General features: G+C 66.1%; 19 protein-coding genes. 15 read left to right on the plus strand and 4 right to left on the minus strand.

All coding sequences use genetic code 11. From position 1 onward, the window contains the following. Positions 1 to 3: 3 nt before the first annotated feature. From R1T44_RS06105 to R1T44_RS06125, 5 genes are all read left to right on the plus strand, one after another. On the plus strand, positions 4 to 354 hold the full coding sequence (locus tag R1T44_RS06105; RefSeq protein ID WP_043331891.1) for a PilZ domain-containing protein: 351 nt from the start codon (positions 4 to 6) through the stop codon (positions 352 to 354). A gap of 110 nt (positions 355 to 464) precedes the next feature. Next, the gene (locus tag R1T44_RS06110) at positions 465 to 1,298 is read left to right on the plus strand and encodes a TatD family hydrolase (RefSeq protein WP_286987229.1); all 834 of its coding nucleotides are present in this window, start codon (positions 465 to 467) and stop codon (positions 1,296 to 1,298) included. 42 nt (positions 1,299 to 1,340) lie between these two features. Next, positions 1,341 to 2,000, plus strand: coding sequence for a DUF1285 domain-containing protein (locus tag R1T44_RS06115; RefSeq protein ID WP_153635263.1), 660 nt, complete (start codon positions 1,341 to 1,343; stop codon positions 1,998 to 2,000). 106 nt (positions 2,001 to 2,106) lie between these two features. Then, positions 2,107 to 4,686 carry an ATP-dependent helicase gene (locus tag R1T44_RS06120; RefSeq protein ID WP_317292773.1) on the plus strand — a complete coding sequence of 860 codons (2,580 nt, stop codon included), beginning with the start codon at positions 2,107 to 2,109 and terminating at the stop codon, positions 4,684 to 4,686. Between the two features lie 113 nt (positions 4,687 to 4,799). Further along, the gene (locus R1T44_RS06125) at positions 4,800 to 5,741 is read left to right on the plus strand and encodes a sulfurtransferase (protein WP_225996472.1); all 942 of its coding nucleotides are present in this window, start codon (positions 4,800 to 4,802) and stop codon (positions 5,739 to 5,741) included. A gap of 109 nt (positions 5,742 to 5,850) precedes the next feature. Here the strand turns inward: R1T44_RS06125 and R1T44_RS06130 are convergent, their stop codons facing one another. Both R1T44_RS06130 and R1T44_RS06135 read right to left on the minus strand, forming a co-directional pair. Further along, positions 5,851 to 7,086: a dicarboxylate/amino acid:cation symporter gene (locus R1T44_RS06130; RefSeq protein WP_153635264.1), complete on the minus strand. Its 1,236-nt coding sequence runs from the start codon at positions 7,084 to 7,086 to the stop codon at positions 5,851 to 5,853. Between the two features lie 227 nt (positions 7,087 to 7,313). Beyond that, on the minus strand, positions 7,314 to 8,957 hold the full coding sequence (locus R1T44_RS06135) for an electron transfer flavoprotein-ubiquinone oxidoreductase (RefSeq protein ID WP_153635265.1): 1,644 nt from the start codon (positions 8,955 to 8,957) through the stop codon (positions 7,314 to 7,316). A 594-nt stretch (positions 8,958 to 9,551) separates the two neighbouring features. Between R1T44_RS06135 and R1T44_RS06140 the strand changes: the two genes are divergently transcribed. The 8 genes from R1T44_RS06140 to R1T44_RS06175 all read left to right on the plus strand — a co-directional run bounded on the left by R1T44_RS06140 (position 9,552) and on the right by R1T44_RS06175 (position 17,142). Beyond that, the gene (locus R1T44_RS06140; protein ID WP_153635266.1) at positions 9,552 to 10,304 is read left to right on the plus strand and encodes an electron transfer flavoprotein subunit beta/FixA family protein; all 753 of its coding nucleotides are present in this window, start codon (positions 9,552 to 9,554) and stop codon (positions 10,302 to 10,304) included. Then, a complete protein-coding gene (locus tag R1T44_RS06145) occupies positions 10,301 to 11,227 on the plus strand; it encodes an electron transfer flavoprotein subunit alpha/FixB family protein (protein ID WP_043331885.1) in 927 nt (308 codons plus the stop codon). Before R1T44_RS06140 ends, R1T44_RS06145 begins: the two co-directional genes overlap by 4 nt. Positions 11,228 to 11,548: 321 nt before the next feature. Next, the gene (locus R1T44_RS06150) at positions 11,549 to 12,460 is read left to right on the plus strand and encodes a DUF3450 domain-containing protein (protein WP_235506905.1); all 912 of its coding nucleotides are present in this window, start codon (positions 11,549 to 11,551) and stop codon (positions 12,458 to 12,460) included. Next, a complete protein-coding gene (locus tag R1T44_RS06155; RefSeq protein WP_153635267.1) occupies positions 12,460 to 13,911 on the plus strand; it encodes a MotA/TolQ/ExbB proton channel family protein in 1,452 nt (483 codons plus the stop codon). The genes R1T44_RS06150 and R1T44_RS06155 overlap by 1 nt, the downstream gene beginning before the upstream one ends. Beyond that, complete coding sequence (locus tag R1T44_RS06160; RefSeq protein ID WP_153635268.1) at positions 13,904 to 14,527, plus strand: MotA/TolQ/ExbB proton channel family protein; 624 nt, start codon at positions 13,904 to 13,906, stop codon at positions 14,525 to 14,527. The genes R1T44_RS06155 and R1T44_RS06160 overlap by 8 nt, the downstream gene beginning before the upstream one ends. Beyond that, positions 14,520 to 14,918: an ExbD/TolR family protein gene (locus tag R1T44_RS06165; RefSeq protein WP_043331884.1), complete on the plus strand. Its 399-nt coding sequence runs from the start codon at positions 14,520 to 14,522 to the stop codon at positions 14,916 to 14,918. Before R1T44_RS06160 ends, R1T44_RS06165 begins: the two co-directional genes overlap by 8 nt. A 1-nt stretch (position 14,919) precedes the next feature. Continuing rightward, positions 14,920 to 15,714 (plus strand): energy transducer TonB, encoded by a 795-nt coding sequence (locus tag R1T44_RS06170; RefSeq protein WP_153635269.1) that lies wholly within the window; start codon positions 14,920 to 14,922, stop codon positions 15,712 to 15,714. A gap of 132 nt (positions 15,715 to 15,846) precedes the next feature. Further along, positions 15,847 to 17,142: a hypothetical protein gene (locus tag R1T44_RS06175; RefSeq protein WP_153635270.1), complete on the plus strand. Its 1,296-nt coding sequence runs from the start codon at positions 15,847 to 15,849 to the stop codon at positions 17,140 to 17,142. 137 nt (positions 17,143 to 17,279) lie between these two features. Here the strand turns inward: R1T44_RS06175 and xthA are convergent, their stop codons facing one another. Together xthA and R1T44_RS06185 are read right to left on the minus strand one after the other, a co-directional pair. Then, positions 17,280 to 18,092, minus strand: coding sequence for an exodeoxyribonuclease III (xthA, locus tag R1T44_RS06180; protein WP_054554994.1), 813 nt, complete (start codon positions 18,090 to 18,092; stop codon positions 17,280 to 17,282). Next, positions 18,092 to 18,358, minus strand: a complete 267-nt coding sequence (locus R1T44_RS06185) for a hypothetical protein (RefSeq protein ID WP_043331879.1) — start codon at positions 18,356 to 18,358, stop codon at positions 18,092 to 18,094. Before R1T44_RS06185 ends, xthA begins: the two co-directional genes overlap by 1 nt. 1,003 nt (positions 18,359 to 19,361) lie before the next feature. Between R1T44_RS06185 and R1T44_RS06190 the strand changes: the two genes are divergently transcribed. Then, the gene (locus R1T44_RS06190) at positions 19,362 to 20,666 is read left to right on the plus strand and encodes a DEAD/DEAH box helicase (protein ID WP_131431459.1); all 1,305 of its coding nucleotides are present in this window, start codon (positions 19,362 to 19,364) and stop codon (positions 20,664 to 20,666) included. A gap of 217 nt (positions 20,667 to 20,883) precedes the next feature. After that, the gene (gene dinG / locus R1T44_RS06195; protein WP_153635272.1) at positions 20,884 to 23,022 is read left to right on the plus strand and encodes an ATP-dependent DNA helicase DinG; all 2,139 of its coding nucleotides are present in this window, start codon (positions 20,884 to 20,886) and stop codon (positions 23,020 to 23,022) included. Positions 23,023 to 23,177: the final 155 nt, after the last annotated feature.

Raw genomic sequence — 23,177 nt, forward strand, 5'->3', positions numbered from 1 at the left:
AGGATGGATACCGCTCCACAGCAAGGCCAGAAGGCGCTCTCGCTGACCATTCGTGATCAGAAGACCCTGTTGGCCGCCTACATGTCGACCCTCGTGCGCGGCGGCATCTTCGTGCCGACCACCGAGCGCTACACCATGGGCCAGGAAGTCTATCTGCTGCTGACCCTGCCTGAGGAATCCGAGCGTATTCCGGTCACCGGGCGCGTGGTATGGATTTCCCCGCAGGGCGTCAGTGGCCGGCGCACTGCCGGGATCGGCATCCACTTCAGTGAAGAGGACCGCCAGGTGCGCGATCATATCGAGAACCACCTGGCCGGCATGCTCGGCAAGGGTCACGCGACCTATACGCTGTAGCGCGAGCGCAGCGTCGCTTCATCATCTCGACCGGCAGTGCCATGGGCGCCCGCCGGTCGAGCACGTTTTTCGCCGCGCAGCGCGTGGCCATCAGTAGTGAGAGTTTCCGGATGTTTGTCGATTCGCATTGCCACCTTGATCGTCTGAAACTGGAAGAGCACGGCGGCAGCCTCGAGGCCGTGCTGGTCGCCGCGCGCGCCCGTCACGTGCACCAGTTCCTCGCCATTGCCGTCACGCTCGACGATGTGCCCGAGATCTCGGCCATCGCTCAGCAGCATGAGGATGTGGTGATTTCCGCCGGTGTGCATCCGCTGCATCAGGTCGACCCGGAACCCACGGTCGAGGACATCAAGAAGTGCGCCGAGCGCTTCGGCGCGGTGGCCATCGGCGAGACCGGCCTCGACTATCACTACGAGAGCGTCAGCCGCGAGCTGCAGTACGAGCGCTTCACGCGCCACCTGATCGCCGCGCGTGAGCTCGAGCTGCCGGTGATCATCCACACCCGCGAAGCGCGCGAAGACACCCTGGCGCTGATCAAGCAGCATACGGACCCCGCTGTCGGTGGCGTGCTGCACTGCTTCACCGAAGATCTGGATATGGCGCGCATCGCGGTGGGCCACGGCTTCATGGTCTCCATCTCCGGTATCGTCACCTTCCGCAACGCCGAACACGTCCGCGAGCTGGCACGCGCCATCCCGCTGGACCGCCTGCTGATCGAGACCGACAGCCCCTATCTGGCGCCGGTGCCGTACCGTGGCACCTCCAATGTGCCGGGCAATGTGGTCGAGGTCGCCGAATGCATCGCCGCCGAGCGCGGCATCACCGTCGATGAGCTGGCGATGCAGACCACCGCCAACTTCTATCGCCTGTTCCGCGCTGCCGCGCCGGAAGCGCCGGACAACGTTCGCGAAGCGCTGGCCAGCAGCGGTATGCTCATCGATTGAGCGTGGTACCCCGCATGATCTGACCACCAGGGAGGGAACGTCATGAATCCAGCCGCCATCCTCACCCAGCTGGGCGACAAGGCCACCAGCGGCAAGGCATTGCCGCCAGTGGATCAATGGCACCCGGCGCATTGTGGCGAGATGGACCTCGTCATCTGTGCCGACGGGCGCTGGATGCACGAGGGCACGCCCATCGGCCGTGCGCGACTGGTGCACATGCTGTCGCGTGTCCTGCGCCGCGAGCCCGATGGCAGCTACTGCCTGGTCACGCCAGCGGAGAAGGTCACCATCCAGGTCGAGGACCGCCCCTTCCTGGCGGTGGACTGCTCCCGCGTCGAGAGCGATTCTGCGCAGACTGAGCTTGGAGAGGCCGAGCCCGGACAGACAGAGTCCGTACAGACAGAGTCCGGGCTATCCGAGCCCCAGCCGGACGTCTGGCAGCTGGTCACCGATCAGGGCGATGTCGTGCGGCTGGAAGGGGAGACCTGCCTGACGCTGAGCGAGACGCCGGACGGCCTGTGGTTGCCGGAAGTGCCGGTGCGCTTCGGCCTTGCCGCGCGCCTGCACCGCAATCTCTACTATCGACTGCTCGAGAGCGCCGAGACGCATGAGCAGGAAGACGGCAGCCTGACACTTGGCTTCATGAGCGGCGGGCGCTTCCAGATTCTGGGACAGCTGGCGGCTGATGAGGTCGAGGTCTGAACCTGTCTGAGCCTTTTTGAGCCTGCCGCCTTCTGCTCTCTCTTCCGTATGCCCCTCGCGTTCTGCTTCGCTCCTTTTCTCTCGCCGTCAGCCATTGCAGGTCTTCATGTCGTCACCACTTCCTCCCATCGAGCCCGACAGCACCGCAACCTCCGGGCCAGACGTTGCAGCATCGCCACTGGCGCTGGCCGTCGATCAGCTGACGCAACGGCTGACGGATCAGCAGCGCGCCGTGGTGGCGCATCGTGGGAGGCATGCGCGGGTAGCGGCGGTGGCGGGCTCCGGCAAGACCACCACGCTGGTGGCGCGGGTGCTGAGCCTGCTGGCGGAAGGCATTCCGGCGCAGCGGATTCTGGTGCTGATGTTCAACCGCTCGGCGCGCGAGGACTTCGTCGCCAAGCTGGCGCAGTCGGCTCCACCGGGCACTCGGCTGCCCGACATCCGCACCTTCCACTCCATCGGCCATCGCCTGACCACCACCCTGGTGCGCTGGGGCAGTCTCGAACCGCGCGAGCTCATCCAGCAGGACTGGGCGCTGGAGCGTCTGCTCAAGCAGGCCGCCCAGCGTGCGCTGGGCGATGCCGATCGCGCCGATCGTGAGGCAGCGCTGGAAGGCGAGCGCCTCGAAGCGCTCGCCCAGTTCTGTGATCTGGTCAAGGCCGAGATGTGCGAGCCGACGCTGCTGTATGAGCGCATGAATCTCGGCGAGCACACCGGCCACTTCGTCGAGTCCTTCGCTCAGCTGGAGCAGTTGCTCGAGCAGTACGGCCAGATGACCTATGCCGATCTGCTCTATCGCCCGCTGCGTCAGCTGGAGAAGGAGCCCGAGACCCGCGCGCGCATCCAGGGGCATCTGCAGCACGTCATCATCGATGAGTATCAGGACATCAATGAGGCGCAGCAGCGCATGCTGGCGCTGCTGGCGGGTGCACCATCCGGCGAGGCTTCGCTCGGCGAGTCGTCGGTCGGCGAAGCGTCGCTCGGCCAAGCTTCCTCGCCCGGCGAAGCGTCGCCCGCAGCCTCCGGCGCCTTGGCAGAAGTCATGGCCGTGGGGGATGCCAACCAGTGTATCTACGAGTGGCGTGGCGCGCGGCCTGACTACATGCTGACGCGCTTTGCCGAGAGCTTTGCCGCGCCGCTGGATTTCCCGCTCAGCTACACCTTCCGGCACGGGCATCGTCTGGCGCTGGCGGCCAATCACGCCATCGCTGCCAATGCGCGCCGTCCGGACCAGCTGTGTCTGGCCGCGCCCGGCACGCCGGCGACGCGCTTGTTCGAAGGCCAGGGCGCCGCCAGTCTGGTCGCGGCGCTCACGGCCTGGCGAGAGTCGGGTCGCAGTGGCGCCGAGGCCGCCGTGCTGGTGCGCAGCTGGGCGCTGTCGGTACCGGTGCAGTTGCAGCTGCTCAAGGCCGGCATTCCCTTCCGGCTGGGGCAGGGGGATCGCTTCGTGTTCCGTCTGCCGCTGGTGCAGGCGCTGGCGGGCTATCTGGAGCTGGCGCGTGATGCCACGCGTCTGCGCGACCCGACGCACCTGCTGCTGCTGTTCACCCAGCCCACCGCCTTCGTCGCGCGCGAGCGCCTCGAGCGCCTGTGTCAGCAGCTGGCCGACAGCCAGCGCTGGCCACGCAAGGAAGACCCTATCCTCGAGGGGCTCAAGCCGCTGCAACGCCGCAACCTGCACAAGCGCTGGAAGCTGTTGTGCGATCTGCCCTCGCTGGGCGATTGGGCGCCTGCGCGGCTGCTGCGCCATGTGGTCGATGAGCTGGAGGCCGACAAGGTGCTGCGCCGCGCCGCGGCCCGACGTGACAAGGGCGAGGAGGATGTGCGCCTGCTGGATGTGCTGATCGAGCAGGCAGGGGAGCTGGCCAATGATCCCGACGCCTTCATCAATCTGCTGCGCAATCCGGTCGAGGACGCCGCCGACGGCGTTCTGATCACCACGGTGCACGGGGCCAAGGGGCTGGAGTGGCCGCTGGTGGGGCTGTGGGGCATGAACGAGGAAGACTTCCCGGCCTACTCGCGTGACAACCCGCTGTCGCCGGAGCGCCTCGAGGAGGAGCGTCGCCTGTGCTACGTCGGCGTGACGCGTGCCCGCGAGCAGCTGCACCTGTGGCGTGACGGTGGCACGCATACGCCAAGCCGCTTCCTGGCCGAGCTGTGCGTGGAGGACTGCACCCGCCTCGGTGACTGGATTCACGGTGCCGGCAAGCGCGCCAAGCTCGCCCGTCTGCAGGCCGACGACGGCGATGAGGCCGCCCGCGAGTCAGCGGACGGAAGCGACGATCGGCTGCGTGTGGCGGCGCCGGCACTTGGCGAGGCCTATCTGGCGCGGCTGCCTCTGGCACGTCACGGCATCACGCCGCCGACGCTGGAAGCGCTGCCGAAGAAGGCCGCCAAGTCCCCGGGCAAGCCGGCCAGCAAGTCGGCTGCGCAAGGCCAGTCCAGCTCGGGCGGTACCTATGCTCGTGGCGCTCGACAGGGCAATCGCACTCCACGCGGCGAGCCGGCCGTGCTGCGACGCGTCGGTGATTGGGAGGTCGGTCAGCGCTTGCGTCACGAGAGCTTCGGGGAGGGGGTGATCGAAGAGGTCTCCGGCAATGAGGCCAATCCGCTGATCGAGGTGCGCTTCGCCGATGGCAACAAGCGCCGCCTGATCGCCACGCGTGCCCCGCTGACAGCCTTGTGACCCTTGTGACAACGGACTTGAGACTCGGGCGACAAGGCAGCGCGATTGCCAAGCCTTGCGCCGAGCACCATCATGCCTCCAATGCATCTTCGTCTGCCCGAAAAGGAGTTCCCATGGCTCAGTATCCCGATCCTGCCGCATTGGCGGCAGCCTCCGTCTCCGCCTCATCGCTGCTGGTGCCGGACCAGCGCCAGGCGCCTCTGATCGATGCCAGTCAGCTGGTGACCCAGCTGGCGATGGCGGGCCTCAAGTCGCCCGTGGTGCTGGATTGCCGTGCGCGTCTCGACGATGGGGAAGCCGGCGAGCGCCTGTGGCGTGAAGGCCATCTGCCGGGTGCCATCCATGTCGATATGGACCGTGATCTCTCGGCCGCCGTGCGCGAGGACGGCGTGGGCGGGCGGCATCCGCTGCCGTCACATCAGGCGACGGCCGAGCTGTTCCGCCGCCTCGGCATCACGCCCGAGCAGCAGGTGGTGGTCTATGACGACATGGGCGGGCAGATGGCGGCGGCGCGGCTATGGTGGATGCTGACCTGGGCCGGGCACCCGGATGTGCGGGTGCTGGATGGCGGCATCCAGGCCTGGAATCAGGCCATGGGCGAGCTCAAGCGTGCGCCTGCCCAACCGGTGAGCCCTACACCCAGCGACTGGCAGCCGAGCTTTGATGACAGCCTGCTGGTCAGCGCCCAAGAGGTGGCCGCCACGGATGACAGCTTGCTGGATGCCCGCGGCGAGGCGCGTTTTCGCGGTGAGCAGGAGCCGGTCGATCCGGTGGCAGGCCATATCCCCGGGGCATTCTGCCGGCCGACCCCCAGCAATCTGGAAGCCAATGGCCGCTTCAAGGACCGCATGAGTCTGATGCGTGAGCTGCGCAGCCTGCTGCCGGCGCAGGGCGAGGTGATCGCCTATTGCGGTTCCGGCATCAGCGCCTGCCAGAACATCCTGGCCTTCGCGATCGCGGGGCTGCCGTTGCCACGCCTGTATGCCGGCTCCTGGAGTGACTGGATCAGTGATCCCGCGCGTCCGGTCGCCACCGGAGAGGCCAGCGAGAAGTAGCCGCACGCGCCAGCGCGATGACGGCCCCACAAATGACAACGCCCGCCAGAGGTTCTCTGGCGGGCGTTGTCATTTGTGGGGCGCTTTACCTGACTCTTTGCGTGCGTGCTTACGCTTGTGTCTTGGGCTCAGTGGCGGGCTTGCGCGAATCGAAGCGCTCCAGCAGGGCGGCGTTGGCGCAGTTGCCCATCACGTTGAGGGCGGTGCGCAGGCCATCGGTGAAGCGGTCCACCCCGGCGACCACCGCCACGCCTTCCAGCGGCAGACCTGCCGCGCCCAGCACGGTGGTCATCGCGACCAGCCCCGCACCCGGTACGCCAGCCGTCGAGAAGCTGACCAGCAGGCCGGTGGTGAAAACGGTGATCACCAGCGAGGTGGTGACATCGATGCCGAACAGCTGCGCCACGAACAGCGCATTGAAGCCCTGCAGCACGGCGGCGCCGTCACGCTTGAGCGCCGTGCCGAAGGGCAGCGCGAAGCTGGCCAGGGATTCATTCATGCCGTAGTCGCGGGCATTGCCCAGCGCCAGTGGCAGGGTCGCGCCGGAACTTGCGGTACCGAAGGCGAAGCCCAGGCTCTGGCCGAAGTGGCGCACGAAGGCCAGCGGGCGGGCACCGGTGACGGCCAGCAGCACCAGATAGAGCAGTGCCATCAGCGCCAGCGCGATGATCAGGCCGATCACGTACATGCCCAGGCGCATCAGCAGGTCCAGCCCCTGGGTGGCGATCACCGAGGTGATCAGCGCGAAGACCCCCACCGGCGCCAGCTTGAGCACGAAGGACAGCACCTTGAGGCTGACGGTGTAACCGCTCTCGATCACGCGATGCAGCGGTGCGCTTTCCTTTGGCAGGGCGCGCATCGCCAGCCCGATCAGGGCGGCCGCGAAGATGACCTGCAGCAGACCGCCGCCACCCAGCGCAGTGAAGGGGTTGTTGGGCACCAGGCCCACCAGCCACTGGGCGATGCTGTCGGCGTTGCGTCCTTCAGGTGCTGAATCCACCAGGCTCTCGGCGCCGCTGCCCGGCGTCAGCCAATGCGCGACCAGCATGCCCAGTGTCAGTGCCACGGCGCTGGTGACCACGTAACTGCCCAGCAGACGGCCGGCATGGCGACCGACGTCGGCGCCGCCTTCGCGGTTGGTCAGGCTCATGATCAGAGCGCCGAACACCATCGGCACCACCACGAACTGCAGCAGGCGCAGGAAGATCTGTCCCACCGGCGTCAGCAGGTGGCTGTCGAGCCAGGCGACGCTGCCCTCGGGCAGAGCGTCTGCCCCGGCGTTCAGGGCAAGGCCGCTGAGAATGCCCAGCCCCAGGGCGAGCAGTATCTGGCGTGTGACGGACATGGTGGCTCCGAAGCGATGGCGTGAGTCTGAATTCGAGGGAGGCTAATGTGCTACCGGGAGGCTGTTATATCAACAATCGCTTTGAGATTGTTTTGGAATAACACAAGAAGCGCTTAAGGAGCGCAAGGCGTCCGCAGGCGCGGCGCTGAGAGATGAGGAGGGCCAGACATGACAACGCCGCCACGGCAGGGCCGTGGCGGCGTTGTCAGCTGGCGGGCAGCAGAGGCTTACATGTTGGGGTAGTTGGGGCCACCGCCGCCTTCCGGCGCGACCCAGGTGATGTTCTGCGCCGGGTCCTTGATGTCACAGGTCTTGCAGTGCACGCAGTTCTGGAAGTTGATCTGGAACTGCGGCTCACCGGCTTCCTCGACGATCTCGTAGACACCGGCCGGGCAGTAGCGCTGGGCGGGCTCGGCGTAGCGCGGCAGGTTGTCACGCACAGGAAGCTCCGGGTCGGACAGGCGCAGGTGACACGGCTGGTCTTCCTCGTGATTGGTGTTGGAGAGGAACACCGAGGACAGCTTGTCGAAGGACAGCTTGCCGTCCGGCTTGGGGTACTCGATCTTCGTGCATTCAGCCGCCGGGCGCATGCGCGCGTAGTCCGGTGTGGTGTCATGCAGGGTCGGCAGGCGGCCGCCCGTCAGCTGGTCGAGGAAGTTGTAGGCGCCACCGAGGAAGGTGCCGTACTTGTGCATGGCCGGGCCGAAGCTGCGCGAGGCGTCCAGCTCCTCATAGGCCCAGCTGTCCTTGAAGCGCTTGCCGAAGTCGACCAGGTCTTCACCGCCTTCGTCACCGCCCTTGATGGCGTCGAACACGCTTTCCGCCGCCAGCATGCCGGACTTCATCGCGGTGTGCAGACCCTTGATCTTGGCGAAGTTGAGCGTGCCGGCGTCACAGCCGATCAGCAGACCGCCCGGGAAGCTCATCTTCGGCAGGCAGTTGAGGCCGCCCTTGGCGATGGCGCGCGCACCGTAGGAGACCCGCTTGCCGCCCTCGAGATGGCGGGCCAGGGTCGGGTGCTGCTTCATGCGCTGGAATTCATCGAAGGGTGACAGGTACGGGTTGTCGTAGGCGAGATCGACGATCAGTCCCACCACCACCTGCTGGTCATCGGTGTGATAGAGGAAGAAGCCGCCTTCGGCGTTGCCCTTGAGCGGCCAGCCGCTGCCGTGCACCACCAGTCCTGGCTGATGCTGTTCGGCGGGCACATCCCACAGCTCCTTCAAGCCGATGCCGTAGTGCTGGGCATCCGCTTCGCTGTCGAGCGAGAAACGCGAGATCAGCTGCTTGCCCAGGTGGCCACGGCAGCCCTCGGCGAACAGGGTGTACTTGCCGCGCAGCTCCATGCCCGGCATGTGGCCATCCTTCTCGCTGCCATCGGCGGCCACGCCCATGTCACCGACCACGATGCCGCGCACCGTGCCATCTTCACCATGCAGCACTTCCTGGGCGGCGAAGCCCGGGAAGATCTCGACGCCCAGCTCCTCGGCCTGCTCGCCCAGCCAGCGCGTCAGGTTGCCGGCGCTGATGATGTAATTGCCGTCGTTGTGCATGGTCCTGGGGACCAGTGCATTGGGGATGACCTGCGCTTTCTGGTCATCCTTGAGCAGCACGACCTCGTCACGGGTGACGGCCGTCTTGAGTGGTGCGCCGCGTTCGGCCCAGTCGGGGAACAGCTCGGTCAGTGCACGCGGTTCGAGCACGGCGCCGGACAGGATGTGCGCGCCGACTTCAGAACCTTTCTCGACCACGCAGACCGTCAGCTCCTTCTCGGCCGCGTTGGCCTGCTGCATCAGTCGGCAGGCCGCCGCCAGGCCGGAAGGGCCGGCACCGACGATGACCACGTCGAAATCCATGAATTCGCGTTCCATGACCCGTCTCCTCAATCTTTGCGCCGTCAGGGCCCCGCGGATCCGGCGGGGCGGGCGTGTCACGAACGACCATGGCCGTCCGCTGGGCAGTGGACCTCCGGCGTGGCGTGCGTCAGGGCACGACTCGCCGGAGTGAAAATAGGGGTGCGACTCACGCTGGTACGCCATGTCCTGCACGGACGATCGGCCGCTCGACACAAGGCGCTGGCGCGAAGCAGCCGCATAGCATGCCGCAACAGTAGCATTTAAAACGACCGTTTGTTTATTATGCTTGGGTCTGACGTAATAGCCACCGGGGGGCGTTGCAGGAAATCGCCCGATGGGTTTCACGCTCGGGCGTGTTGAGAGTGATTGTCAGGTTTGACCCCGGCAACCAATTCTGCGCAAGATGCCCGCATGAGAATGGCGGCGCCCGGACAATGAAAACCACGCCGGTCTGGCTGACTTCATCCGTCGGGTGCCAGCGGATATCGTGGCGAGACACTTGTCATCACGGTCATCTGTGGAAGATATTCACCTATCAAACGCTTGCATGAATCGAGCGCTGGCGGCCTCACGGTCACTGGTACTCCATGAGAAATCAGCGAGGACACCATGAAAGTACTCGTCGCGGTGAAACGCGTCATCGATTACAACGTCAAGATTCGCGTCAAGGCTGACCAGTCTGACGTCGAGCTGACCAACGTCAAGATGGCCATGAACCCCTTCTGCGAGATCGCCGTGGAAGAAGCGGTGCGCCTGAAGGAAAAAGGCGTGGCGACCGAAGTCGTGGCCGTCACCATCGGCCCCAAGGCCGCCCAGGAACAGCTGCGTACCGCGCTGGCGCTGGGTGCCGATCGCGCCGTGCAGGTGATGACCGATGACGCCGTCGACTCGCTGGCCGTGGCCAAGCTGCTGGCCAAGGTGGTCGAGGAAGAACAGCCCGGCCTGGTGATTCTCGGCAAGCAGTCCATCGATGCCGACAACAACCAGACTGGTCAGATGCTGGCGGCACTTACCGGCATGGGGCAGGGCACCTTCGCTTCCGAAGTGGCGGTCGATGGCGAGAGCGTCAATGTCACCCGCGAGATCGATGGCGGCCTGCAGACCGTCAAGCTGAACCTGCCGGCGGTGGTCACCACTGACCTGCGCCTCAACGAGCCGCGCTACGCCAAGCTGCCGGACATCATGAAGGCCAAGAAGAAGCCGCTGGATGTGAAGACGCCGGAAGAGCTGGGTGTCTCCACGGCCTCCAAGGTGTCGCTGGTCAAGGTCACGCCGCCGGCCGAGCGTCAGGGCGGCATCAAGGTCGGCTCCGTCGATGAGCTGGTGGACAAACTCAAGAACGAAGCAAAGGTGATCTCATGAGCATTCTCGTCATTGCCGATCATCATGATGGCCAGCTGACCAGCAGCACCGCGAGTGTCGTGGCAGCCGCAACCGCCATCGGTGGCGATATCGATGTGCTGGTCGCCGGTGAGGGCGTAGGCGCCGTCGCCGAGCAGGCCGCCAGGCTTGCCGGCATCGCGCGTGTGCGTGTCGCCGACAATGCCGTCTACGCCCATCAGCTGGCCGAGAACCTGTCGGCACTGGTCGTGGCGTTGGCCGATGACTACAGCCACGTGCTGTCCAGTGCCTCCACCACTGCCAAGAACTTCATGCCGCGTGTCGCGGCACTGAAGGACGTGGCGCAGATCTCCGAGATCATCGCCGTCGAGAGCGCCGATACCTTCCAGCGCCCGATCTACGCCGGCAACGCCATCGCCACCGTCAAGAGCGACGATGTGCTCAAGGTCATCACCGTGCGTGCCACCGGCTTCGATCCGGTCGCGCTCGACGGACAGGCGGCCATCGAGGCCGTGGACGTGGTCGAGGATGCAGGTGTCTCGAGCTTCGTCGAGGAAACCCTGGCCGAAAGCGAGCGCCCTGAGCTGGGCTCCGCCAAGGTGGTGATCTCCGGTGGCCGCGGCATGGGCAACGGTGAGAACTTCGCGCTGCTCAACGGTATCGCCGACAAGCTGGGCGCCGCCATCGGTGCCTCACGCGCTGCGGTCGACGCCGGCTTCGTGCCCAACGACATGCAGGTCGGCCAGACCGGCAAGATCGTCGCGCCGGACCTCTACATCGCCGTCGGCATCTCCGGGGCGATCCAGCATCTGGCGGGCATGAAGGACTCCAAGGTCATCGTCGCGATCAACAAGGACGACGAAGCGCCGATCTTCCAGGTCGCGGATTACGGCCTGGTCGGCGATCTGTTCGAGGTACTGCCGGAGCTGGAAGGCAAGCTCTGAGCAAGGCCCTGCAAGGCTGAGGCCGAGACACCGCAAGGTGGCCTGGCCCATCAACGCGACCCGCTTCGGCGGGTCGTGTTTTTTTGTGTCTGCGGGCAAGGGTTGGGGCGAGGGCAGGGGAGAGAGCGTCAGGAGAAAAGTGCAACGCTGCATTGCAGGTTTCAGGGCCTGCTGATGGGGCAGAGCGAGGCAAGATCAATTGATAATTGTTCTTGTTTGTAATACCGTCCATGCCAGTGATTTGCATTTCCACTCGGAAGCCACTAGCGGCCTGGCAGGCGACCGAGGATGCAACCAAGCCTAGTTCTTCAGGAGATGTCCGTGCGGCGTTCGACTTCTTTCCCCTTCCCGTGCGTGCGAGCCCTTGGCGGCCTGCTCCCGGCGCTGGTGCTGCTTGCACCGCTGACAGCCACCGCATTGCCGGCGCATGCCGAGACACTGCGTGACAGTGCCGCCACTCATCAGGAAACCCAGCGTGAGCTGCAGGCGCGCATCGATGCCGCCGATGACGAGACGCGTGCGCTGCTGGTGCGCCTGCGTGAAGCGCGTCAGGAAGCCGCGCGTCTGGAAAGCTATACCGCGGAGCTGACGCCGCTGAATGCTGACCGCGCGGCGCGTATCGAGCGCCAGCGCACGGCGCTGGAGAATCTCGAGGCCACGCGTGAGTCGCTGCCGGGCCTGCTGCGTCAGCAGGTCGAGGAGCTGGCGGACTTCATCGAGCAGGATCTGCCGTTTCTCAAGGACGAGCGCCTCGCGCGCGTCCAGCGTCTGCGTGACAACCTCTCCAATGCCAGCCTGAGCAATGACGAGCGCCTCGATCAGCTGCTCAACGCCTGGCAGCAGGAGCTGAGCTACGGTCAGGGCTTCGATACCTGGCGCGCTGGGCTGGTCGGTGGGGAAGACACCGAGGTGCAGTATCTGCGTGTCGGCCGCGTCGGCCTCTATTACCTGACGCTGGATGGTCAGCATGGCGGCGCCTGGCAGGCCAGAAATGGCAGCTGGCAGGTGCTGGATGACAGCGGCCTGGAAGCGCTGCGCAAGGGCATCAGCATGGCGCGTGACCAGCAGGCACCGTCACTGGTGACCCTGCCGCTGTCGGTGCCGGTCGAGGACGTCGAGCTGGCTCCGAAGGGGCGCCTGTCGCAGTCCGCGCTCGAGAGCGCCGATCAGGCTGCCGCGGCAGTCACCAGCACACGTACCACCACTACCCGTACCGCGCAGGAGTCCAGCTGATGGCGACGAATTCACAAGCGCCACGTGCGTCTCTGTCACGCCTGTTGCTGACGGCCGGCACCTTGGGGCTGCTGACATTGTCATCTCCCGCCGTGCTGGCGGCGACCGGCAGTGCCGAGCAGTCATTGAGCGTCGAGCAGTTCGAACAGGCCGCCAGTCAGGCCGAAGGCCGCGATCAGGCGCGTCTCGACACCCTGTTGTCGGATCGCGAGGCACTGCAAGCGGCGGTCAGCGAGGCCGAGGCGCGGCGTGACAGCCTGCGCGAGACGCGCGCGACCCTCGAGGCCGAGGCGCAGGAACAACAGGCGACCCTCAGCGGTCTGGACGAAGAGCGTCAGGCCCAGCAGGGCGATCTCGGTCAGGTATTCGAGGTGGCACGCAAGCATGCCCGCGAGACGCGTGAAGCCCTGGCGGGCAACTGGCTGCTGGTCGGCGGCCAGGCGCGTCTGCCGGACCTGGGGCCGCGCGATGAGGTGCCGGGCCGCGAGCGACTCGCCGCCCTGACCGCGGACATCCGCAGCATCGCCACCGAAAGCGGTCGCGCGCTGCGCTTCCAGGCACCGCTGGCCGGGCCGGATGGCAGCATCAAGCCGCGTGAGATCGTGCGCGTCGGCGAGCAGATGGCCTTCAGTGGTCGCCACCTGCTGGCGCCGCTGTCGGAAGACAAGGCCGTGGATGGCCCCTCGGCGCTGGACACCCTCGGCCTTGCGGGTACCACGCCGCTGCGCATTCGCAAGCAGCTGGCGGCCTTCGATGCCGGCGACAGTGATCGCCTGAGCTTCGACCCCACCGGTGGCGATGTCACCCAGGCGCTGGCGCGGGCACCGCGTCTCGGTGAGCGCCTCAAGCAGGGCGGCGCCGTCGGTTATGTCATCGTCGGCCTGGGCGTGCTGGGCCTGATCATCGCGCTGATCCAGCTGGTGCGTCTGTCGCTGACCCGCCGGGCGGTCAAGCGTCAGGAAGCCGACCTGAGCCAGCTCAGTGACGACAACCCGCTGGGCCGTGTGCTGCATCGCTTTGAAGGCATGCGCCACGATCACGAGCCGGAAGCGCTCGAAGCCCGTCTCGATGAGGCATTGCTGGCCGAGCAGCCCAGGCTCGAACGTGGCCAGGCGCTGGTCAAGCTGCTGGCTGCCATCGCGCCGCTGCTGGGTCTGCTGGGTACCGTGACCGGCATGATCGGCACCTTCCAGTCGATCACTGTCTTCGGTACCGGCGACCCCAAATTGATGGCCGGCGGTATCTCCCAGGCGCTGGTGACCACCGTGCTGGGTCTGGTGACCGCCGTGCCGCTGCTGTTCGCCCAGACCGGGCTTTCCAGTCTGTCCAAGGGCCTGATGGGCCGCCTCGAGGGCCGCGCCAGTGCACGTCTGGCCGATCACCTCGAGAAGCGCGCCCCGAGCAAGGCTGCCAGCGCGGCGGCGCGTCAGCGGGATACCGAGCATGCCTGATTCGTTGGCCGCCTCTTCCTTGCTGAGCGGTGGCTTCGCGCCAGTGATGCGGCTGGTGGAAAGCGGTGGCCCGCTGATCGTGGTGATCTGCCTGATCGCCATGGTGCTGTTCGGGCTGGCGCTGGAACGCGGCCTCTACTGGCGGCTCGTGCATCGTCCGGCGCGTCAGCGGTTGATCCACGACTGGGTGGCGCGCAGCGAGCACCACAGCTGGTCGGCGCTCACCCATCGCGAAGTGCTGACCCGTGAGCTGCTGTCACGCCTGCGCGCGCCGCTGCCGTGGCTCAAGCTGCTGGTGCTGATCTGTCCGCTGGCAGGCCTGTTGGGCACCGTGACCGGCATGATCCATGTCTTCGATTCGTTGGCGATCGCCGGCACCGGCCAGGCGCGTGCCATGGCCGATGGTGTGGCACGCGCCACGCTGCCGACGCTGGCCGGCATGGCGGTCGCGGTGGTGGGCCTGATGTTCGTCACGCGCTTCGAGCGCGTGGTGCGTCGTGAAGACCAGCGCCTGCACGACCGTCTGGCGCGCGCCGTCGACGATGCACGTTCCGGCATGTCCGCTGCGAACGGTTTTGATTCCTCCTCTGATACAAGCGAGACACCACATGCGTAGACGTCGCATGGAGGCCGCGGAAGACAGCGGCGAGATCAATCTGACGCCGATGCTGGATGTCGTCTTCATCATGCTGATCTTCTTCATCGTCACCACCAGCTTCGTCAAGGAGTCCGGGGTCGAGATCCAGCGTCCGGAAGCCTCCAACGCCACGGCGCGCCCTGACGCGGCGGTCATGGTCGCCATCACCGCCGAGGGCGCGGTGTGGGTCGACGGCAAGCCGGTGGATGCCCATCGCGTCGGCGACGCCGTGGCCGATCTTGCCGATGGTCAGCCGGTGGTGATCCAGGCCGACAGCCGCTCACAGACCGGTCTGCTGGTCGAGACGATGGATGCACTGCGCAACGCGGGTGTGCAGGACATCGCGGTCGCCGCCTCGAAGGGCGAATGACATGACGCGACGCCTGTATGCCAATCGACTCGTCGGGCTTGTCGGCGGCGCCTTGCTGGCGCTGGTGCTGTTCTATGCGCTGGCCTTGCTGGTTGCGCCGCCGGTGAACGACACGCCGCCACCGGAGCCGCTGTCGGTCTCCACCGTTCAGGCGCCTGAAGAGGCGCCGGAGCCCGCACCGGCGGCGAGTGAAAGTCTGCCCACGCCGCCGGCCGAGCCACCGCCGCCACCCAAGGCAGCCCCGATGCCGGCGCCCAAGGCGACAAGCCCGGTGGCGATTCCCGAGGTCAAGACGCCATTGCCGCCGACGCCAGAGCTGACCATGGATGACAGCCTGCCGCCGCTAGAAGTCGAGCGTCCGCCCAAACCGACCCCCAAGCCGAAACCGACGCCGAAACCGGCACCCAAGGCCAAGCCGGAACCCAAGGCGGTCGCCAGGCAGGCCGAGGCCGCTTCATCGGCGCAGTCGGCGTCTGATGCGTCGTCACAGGCCGCGGCGAAGCCGTCAAAGCCCAAGGCGGCCCCGGCGGCGCAGGGTGGTTCACCGCGGCCCACCGTGCGCACCGCTCCCGAATATCCGAGTCGCGCGCGTCGCCGCGGCATTGAGGGCTTCGTCGAGGTGGCCTTCGTGATTCGTCCGGACGGCAATGTCGATGGCGGCTCGCTGCGGGTGGTGCGTGCCGAGCCGTCGGGCGTGTTTGACCGGGCGGCGATGAAGGCGATCGCGCGCTGGGAATTCCCGGCCGCGGGCAATGCGCGCCAGGCGCGCCAGCGGCTCGAGTTCCAGTTGCGTTGAGGCAACCCATGACCCCATGGCGCGGGCTTTCATCGGGTGTCTGATGTGTGTCATATGTCGTCATCTCTGATGCCGTGGACTTATCGGCAATGCGCCGGGTCATGGCAGCGATGAACGCAAGAGGAAAGACTCATGGTAGCGAAATCCACACCGCCGCAGGACGCCGACAGCGCTGAGCGATCGCGAGGCCTGATGGCGCGGGCGCGCCAGCTGCTGACACGCGGCGGGCGCCGACTCACCCGCGTGACGCTGGTCTCGACCTGCCTGATGCTGATGATGGAAGTTGGTGGCATCAGTGCGGCCCATGCGGCGACGCGCGTCTCCGCCGAAGTGGCGGGGCAGTTGCGTACGCTGCAGTCACGGCTGGATGAAGGCGATTATGACGCGGTCGGTGAGCGCGCCGAGCGTGAGGCCAAGCGCCAGCGTGGTGAAGTGCGTGCGCTGTATCTGTCATTGGCGGCCAGTGCGCGTGCGCGCCAGGGCGATCAGGCCCAGGCGGCGCGTCTGTATGCCGAGGCGCGTCGCCTGCCGGGCGTCAATGCCTCCCAGGCTCGCGAGTGGCTGCGTCGTGAAGCGATGCTGCGCCTGCGCGCCGGTGAGCGCGATAGGGGTATCGCTCGTCTTGCGGAATATCTGCACGGCGGCTCGGCGAGTGCCGATGACCTGTGGCTGGCGGTCAGTCTGGAAGCCAACCGTGGTGACTGGGCGCGCGCCGAGGACTGGCTGGAGCGTGCCAGCAAGGCGAGTGCGCCGAGCGGTGATCGCCTGAAGCTGGCCGTCAGTGTCTATCAGCAGACCGGCCGCCATGGCGCGGCGGTGGCGCTGGTCGAGCAGGGGCTGGGCGAGTCACGCGATCCGCAGGACTGGCAGCGTGCCGTGGCGCTCTATCAGCGCCTCAACCAGAACACCCGCGCCGCCAGTACCTGGGAAGCGGCATGGGCAGCGGGGATCGTCAGCGGCAGTGATGCCTATCAGCAGCGAGTCGACCTGCAGCTGGCGGCCGGTGCGCCGGCACGGGCGGCGGAGCTGATCAAGGCGGGGCTCTCGAAATCCGCGACACCCGAGGGGCAGCCGCTGCTTGACGATACCCCGGCGCTGCGTCGCCAGCTGGCGCAGGCCTGGACGGCGGCGCGCGATGTCGAGCATGCGCTCAAGGCGTGGGCAGCCGTCTCGCAGCAGAGCCAGTCACTCGAGGATGCCCAGCAGTATGCCGAGCTTGCCTATGACTGGGGGCGTTGGGAAACGGCGCAGCAGGCGCTGGCCGCGGCCGGTGAGCGTGGCGACGACTCGGCGCGTCATTGGCTGCTCTCCGGCGTGGTCGCCAGTCAGCTGGAGCAGTTCGACCCTGCGCGTGAAGCTTTCAAGAAGGCTCAGGCGCGTGGCGCCGAAGGGGCCGATGCCTGGTTGAAATCCGTCGCGCAGCGCTGATGACGTAAGACGCTTACGACCCAGCGCTGCCTGAGTATCACTGCAACGAAAACGCCGCCTTTCCTGATCGTCCTGAGACGGGAAAGGCGGCGTTTGCGTGTCTGGCGATCGTGTTCGCGCTGGCGTTGCTCAGCGCATCAGCCGATATCGGTCCACACTGGGGCGTGATCCGACGGCTTTTCCATGCCGCGCAGTGCGTAGTCGACACCGGAATCCTTGATCAGCGGAGTCAGGCCGGGGCTGGTCATGATCAGGTCGATGCGCAGGCCGCGCCTGGGCTCACGCTCGAAGCCGCGTGAGCGGTAGTCGAACCAGCTGAACTGGTCATCGACTTCCGGGTGCACATGGCGGAAGCTGTCGGTCAGGCCCCAGGCGTAGAGGCGCTCCATCCACTCGCGCTCGATGGGCTGGAAGCTGGTCTTGCCTTCGCGCAGCCAGCGCTTGCGGTTGGGCTCGCCGATGCCGATGTCGCGATCGGTGGCCGAGATGTTGTAGTCGCCCATCACCACCACATGCTGCTCGGGCTGGTGGTCTTCTTCCAGCAGGCGGAACAGCTGCTGATAGAAGCGCGTCTTGTAGGGGAACTTCACCGGGTGCTCGATATTCTCGCCCTGGGGGAAGTAGCCGTTGTAGACGATCAGCGGCTCGCCATTCGGGCCGTCGATCTCGACGCCGATCATGCGCTTCTGGGCATCCTCGTCGTCATCCGGCATGCCGTAGTGCACCTTCTTCGGCACCTGACGGGTCAGCATCGCGACGCCGTAGTGACCCTTCTGGCCGTGCCACACCACGTGATAGCCCAGCGCCTCGATGTGCGCGTGGGGGAATTCACTGTCCTGCACCTTGGTTTCCTGCAGGCCAATGACTTCCGGCTGATGCGTCTCGATCAGCGCTTCCAGCTGATGCGGACGCGCACGGATGCCGTTGATGTTGAAGGAAATCAGGCGCATCACGCTTCGCCTCCACCATCATCCTTGGAGGAGCTGTCTTCCTTTGCCGGCGCATCAGGGTGCAGCGGCAAAAGCGGCGCCGCGTTCATGCGTTCCAGCTTGGCGGCAGCCTGGGACTTGCGCTGGTCCTTCTTCTTGGCCACGTAACGCGGGCCGGAATGCACCTGGTCCGGGTTCTCGGCGCGCCACTTCTTGAAGTCCTTGCGGCGGCCGGTACGAATCTGCACCTTGTCGGCGATGGAGCGGCTCTTCTTTCTACGTGTCATCTTCGGGCTTTCCTGTTCGGTGTCGGCAGTCGCCAGCCTTGAGTCGCACGGCAAGGCCGCGGCACGCGGGCAACCGCATCAGTTGTCGGGCATTCTACCAGCCTGCATGGGGCGGGTGCCATGAGGGGCGTCGTGGTGAGAGGCATCGCGTGTCGTGCACGCGAGGATGTCTCGCGCCGAGTGCGTCATGATGCAGGGGCGCGAAGACGCCGGCGGGCTGGTACAATATGTCGGCGTTATCGTCGCTGCCCGCAGGTGAGGTGCGTGACTGGCCGCTTGAATCGGCGCCTTGTGTCTCATGCACGATGGCGGGTCGCCTGCCCCTCGGGGCGCGCTTCCCCTCACGCATGTCAGAGACAACGGCTTGCCGGACGCACCAGTCTTGCTGCCATTGCCCGTGCCAGCGACATGCAATATGCAATATATGAGTGTTACCTGAATGACCCTGGCAGGTACGCCGCCCCGGCCCAGACAGATAGACAGACGGGCGGCGGCGAACTGTCCCGTGGCGTGGCCAAGGTTGCCCGGCAGCCTGATGCCCGCTCGATGAAGAAGCCCTTTCGACCGACACGCAGTATCGGCCGTCCTTGTGGCGACCCATGAGCCTGTCCGTTGCGTGAGCCCGGCGATGACATGACCGGTGCCACGTGAGCAGACCCTCATGGCAGACGTCCGCTCCAGTCCCTTGCCGAACATTCGGGCAGGGGAGCGCTGGATGCGTGAATCCGTCAAGAACAGGTGAGAGCATTCGTGTCCTTCTGCACCCGAGGCCTGCGTGGCCCCGGAGACGCACACCCAGGGGGTGTTGCCGCAGAAGGGCGGGGGATGGCTCCCAATCCGGTAAAGGCGCATGCAGCCCGAGACTACCGCGCATCAGGCGCGAGTCAGGCGAACCAGGTGAGACGACTGGGCATGACGAACCAACCGGGTGTGGCCTGTCACGGCGAGATTCCGAGAACGACCCGCGCCTGTCGCATATGAACCCTTGAAAAGAACGGATTACATGAGCGAGACGGATCAGACCCAGCCAGCCGCTGAGCAGACTCAGCAAGAGCCGCAGGACCCGAACCAGAAGCCGAGAAAGCCCAAGCGTCGTCGTCGCAAGCCGCGTCGCTCCCAGTCCAAGTGGAACCTCGATCAGTTCCCGGTCGCGCCGGTCGCTGGCCAGTGGCGCTTCCATGATTTCGATCTGCCGCTGCCGCTGATGCGTGCCATCCAGAAGGCCGGCTTTGAATACTGCACCCCGATCCAGGCCCAGACCTTCGAGAAGGCACTGCTGGGTGGTGACGTGGTCGGTCGTGCCCAGACCGGCAGCGGCAAGACCGCCGCCTTCCTGATCGCTACCCTGGCCTACTTCCTGGAAGAGAAGGCGCCGGAAGGCCAGAAGCCGGGCGCGCCGCGTGCCGTCATCATCGCGCCGACCCGTGAGCTTGCGCTGCAGATCGAGAAGGACGCCAAGGCGTTCTCCGAATTCGCGCGCATCTCGGTGGCCTGCGTGGTGGGTGGCATGGACTACCAGAAGCAGCGTGAACGCCTCGAGCGCAAGGTCGACCTGCTGGTCGCCACGCCAGGCCGCCTGCTCGATTTCCATACCAAGCGCGATGTCGATCTCTCCGAGACCGAGGTGCTGGTGGTCGACGAAGCGGACCGCATGCTGTCGATGGGCTTCATCCCCGACGTCAAGCGCATCATCCGCGCCACGCCGCGTCCGGAAGAGCGCCAGACGCTGCTGTTCTCCGCCGAGCTGTCTTCCGACGTGCTGGGGCTGGCCGAGCAGTGGACGCATGAGGCGACTCAGGTCGCGGTCGAGCACGAAGCGACGGCTGCCATCGCGGCGGACAACGACGCCGTGCAGACCTACACCGTGAGCGATGATGACAAGCTGCGTCTGTTGATCAATCTGGTGAAGCAGGGCGAGATGGAGCGCTCCGTGGTCTTCGGCAATAGCCGTGGGCTGGTGCGCAAGATCAACGCCGCGCTCAAGGAAGCCGGTATCGAGTCGGCGGTGATGTCCGGCGCCGAGACCCAGACCGAGCGCCTGGAAGCCCATGAGGCCTTCCGCAACGGCAAGCTCAAGGTGCTGGTGGTCAGCGATGTCGCCGGGCGTGGCTTCGCACTCGAGGACGCGACCCATGCGATCAACTTCACGCTGCCGGAAGTGCCGGAAGACTACGTCCACCGTGCAAGCTTCAGCGATGTGACCTTGATCAGCTTCGTCGGTGAGGAAGATGTCTTCTCACTGCCGGAAATCGAAGACTACCTGCAGGAAACGCTGCCGCGTCAGCAGCCGCCCCAGGGCCTGCTGTAACGTCTGCTTGCCTCCGACCGGTCACAGAAAGCTGGCCGGCCGCGCAGGGCAGTCGAGGTAGATGGCAGTAGCACGCAAAGACGGCGGACAGCTCAGGCTGTTCGCCGTCTTGCGCTCCATGACCCGCAGGTTCGACGACAAGCAGCCAGTTGCCAGTTGTTGTCGAGCGGATGTCGTGGGTCAGGGGTGGATGGCCAGTTGAGGAGAGAGACACGCAATGCTGGAAGATAGCCTCAAGGGCGAGATTCAGGGCGCCTATCGCAAGTTGCTCGAGGGTCTTGAACTGACGCCGCGCTACGGGCAGCGGCTGATGATCGCCGAGATCGCGCGCACCCTGGGCAACATCGAGCAGAATCCGGAAGGCTATCGCCTCGGCAACGAGCATGTCTGCGTGCTGGAGGCCGGTACCGGCACCGGCAAGACGCTGGCCTATCTGCTCTCCGCACTGCCGGTGGCCAAGGCGCGTGGCAAGCGGCTGGTGGTCTCGACCGCGACCATCGCGCTGCAGGAGCAGGTCATGCATCAGGACCTGCCGGCGCTCAAGAAGCATTCGGGGCTGAGCTTCGACTACGCCCTGGCCAAGGGCCGTCGCCGTTACCTGTGCGTGCAGAAACTGGATCAGGCGCTGGAAGGTGTCGAGGACAACCCGACCATGGCGCTGTTCGAGCGTGACATGATCGCCAGCGACGGCGGCAGCTTCGTGGAGCTGGCCGGCAAGATGGCTGAGGACTATGCCAGCGGCGAGTGGGCAGGGGACCGCGACAGCTGGCCTCTGCAGGTCGAGGACCGCGACTGGGCGCGTCTGACCACGGACCACCGTCAGTGCACCAATCGCCGCTGCAGCCACTTCTCGGCGTGTGCCTTCTTCCGTGCCCGTCGTCAGCTGGAGCAGGCCGACATCATCGTCGCCAACCATGACCTGGTGCTGGCGGACCTCTCGCTGGGCGGCGGGCTGGTGTTGCCATCGCCCAGTGACTGCATCTACGTCTTCGATGAGGCGCACCATCTGCCCGACAAGGCGCTGGATCACTTCCATCACCGCACGCCGATCAATCAGACGCTGCGCTGGCTGGGCAACCTCAAGAAGTCGCTCACCGAGCTGAATGCGGCGCTGGGCAGTCAGCCGACCATCGGCCGTCTGCTGGCGCGCATGCCCGAGTTGCTGGCGGATATCGAGCCGCGTCTGGGCGAGGTGTTCGGGCTGGGGCATCAGCTGGCGGATCTGCCCAATGGGGCCGGCGAGGACGTCACCAATCATCGCTTCGAGCGCGGTCAGGCACCGGAGGCGCTCAAGGAGCTGGGCCACAACCTGCTCAAGGGCTTCGCGGAGCTGTCGCGGGCGCTGGAGCAGATCGCCGACATCCTGCGTGAGAGCCTGGACCCGGAGAAGGCCACCGGCCTGCCCAAGGAGAATGCCGAGGATTGGCTGCCGCTGGTGGCCCTGCTGCACGGGCGTGCGCTGGAGGCCCATGCGCTGTGGGAGGCCATCGGCCTGAGCGACCCTGCCGATGGGCCGCCGCATGCGCGCTGGCTGACCTTCGAGCGCTTCAATGGCGAGCCGGAGATGACCGTCTCGGCAAGTCCGGTGTCGGCCGCGGAAACGCTGGCGCGCCATCTGTGGGGCGCCTGTTTCGGCGCGGTGCTGACGTCGGCGACCCTGACGGCGCTCAATCGCTTCGAGCGCCTGCAGGAGCGCGCAGGCCTGGCCAATCGCTATCGCTATCAGCGCCTGCCCAGCCCGTTCGACTATGGCAAGGCGGTGCTGGCCATCCCGCGCGAGGCGGTGGAGCCGTCGCCACCCGGTCCGCATGAGCAGGCGATCGTCGACTTCGTCAATGCGCTGGATGTGCGCGAGGCGGTGCTGGTGCTGTTCAGCTCGCGCAAGCAGCTGGCGGCGGTCAACAAGGCGCTGGATGGCGAGACCCGCAAGCGGGTGCTGGCGCAGAGTCGTCTGCCCAAGCATGAGCTGCTCAGTCAGCACCGCAAGGCGGTGGATGGCGGGCGCGGCAGCATCATCTTCGGGCTGGCGAGCTTCGCTGAGGGCATCGACTTGCCCGGCAAGTATCTGACCCACGTGGTGATCACGCGGCTGCCGTTCGCGGTGCCGGATGACCCGGTCGGTGCGACGCTGGCGGAGTGGATCGAGTCGCGGGGCGGCAACCCGTTCATGCGTATCGCGGTGCCGGATGTCTCGATCAAGCTGGTGCAGGCCTGTGGGCGCCTGATTCGCAAGGAAGCCGATGAAGGGCGTATCACGATTCTGGATCGACGCATCCTGACCAAGCGTTACGGTCAGCAGTTGATCGAGGCCTTGCCGCCCTTCGTGCGCGAGATCGATGGCGTGCGCCAGAACTGATGGGGCAGGAGTGATGGGTCAGAACTGATGGGTCAGGGCTTAACGGTCAAAGCTGGCCCGTCAGCTGCCGACCCAGCAGCCACAAAAAAGCCCCGCCAATCGGCGGGGCTTTTTCATTCATCCAATGCTGCCGGTCTGAAACCAGTGGCTTCTGG

This window comes from Cobetia amphilecti, assembly GCF_032923285.1.
Classification (GTDB): domain Bacteria; phylum Pseudomonadota; class Gammaproteobacteria; order Pseudomonadales; family Halomonadaceae; genus Cobetia; species Cobetia amphilecti.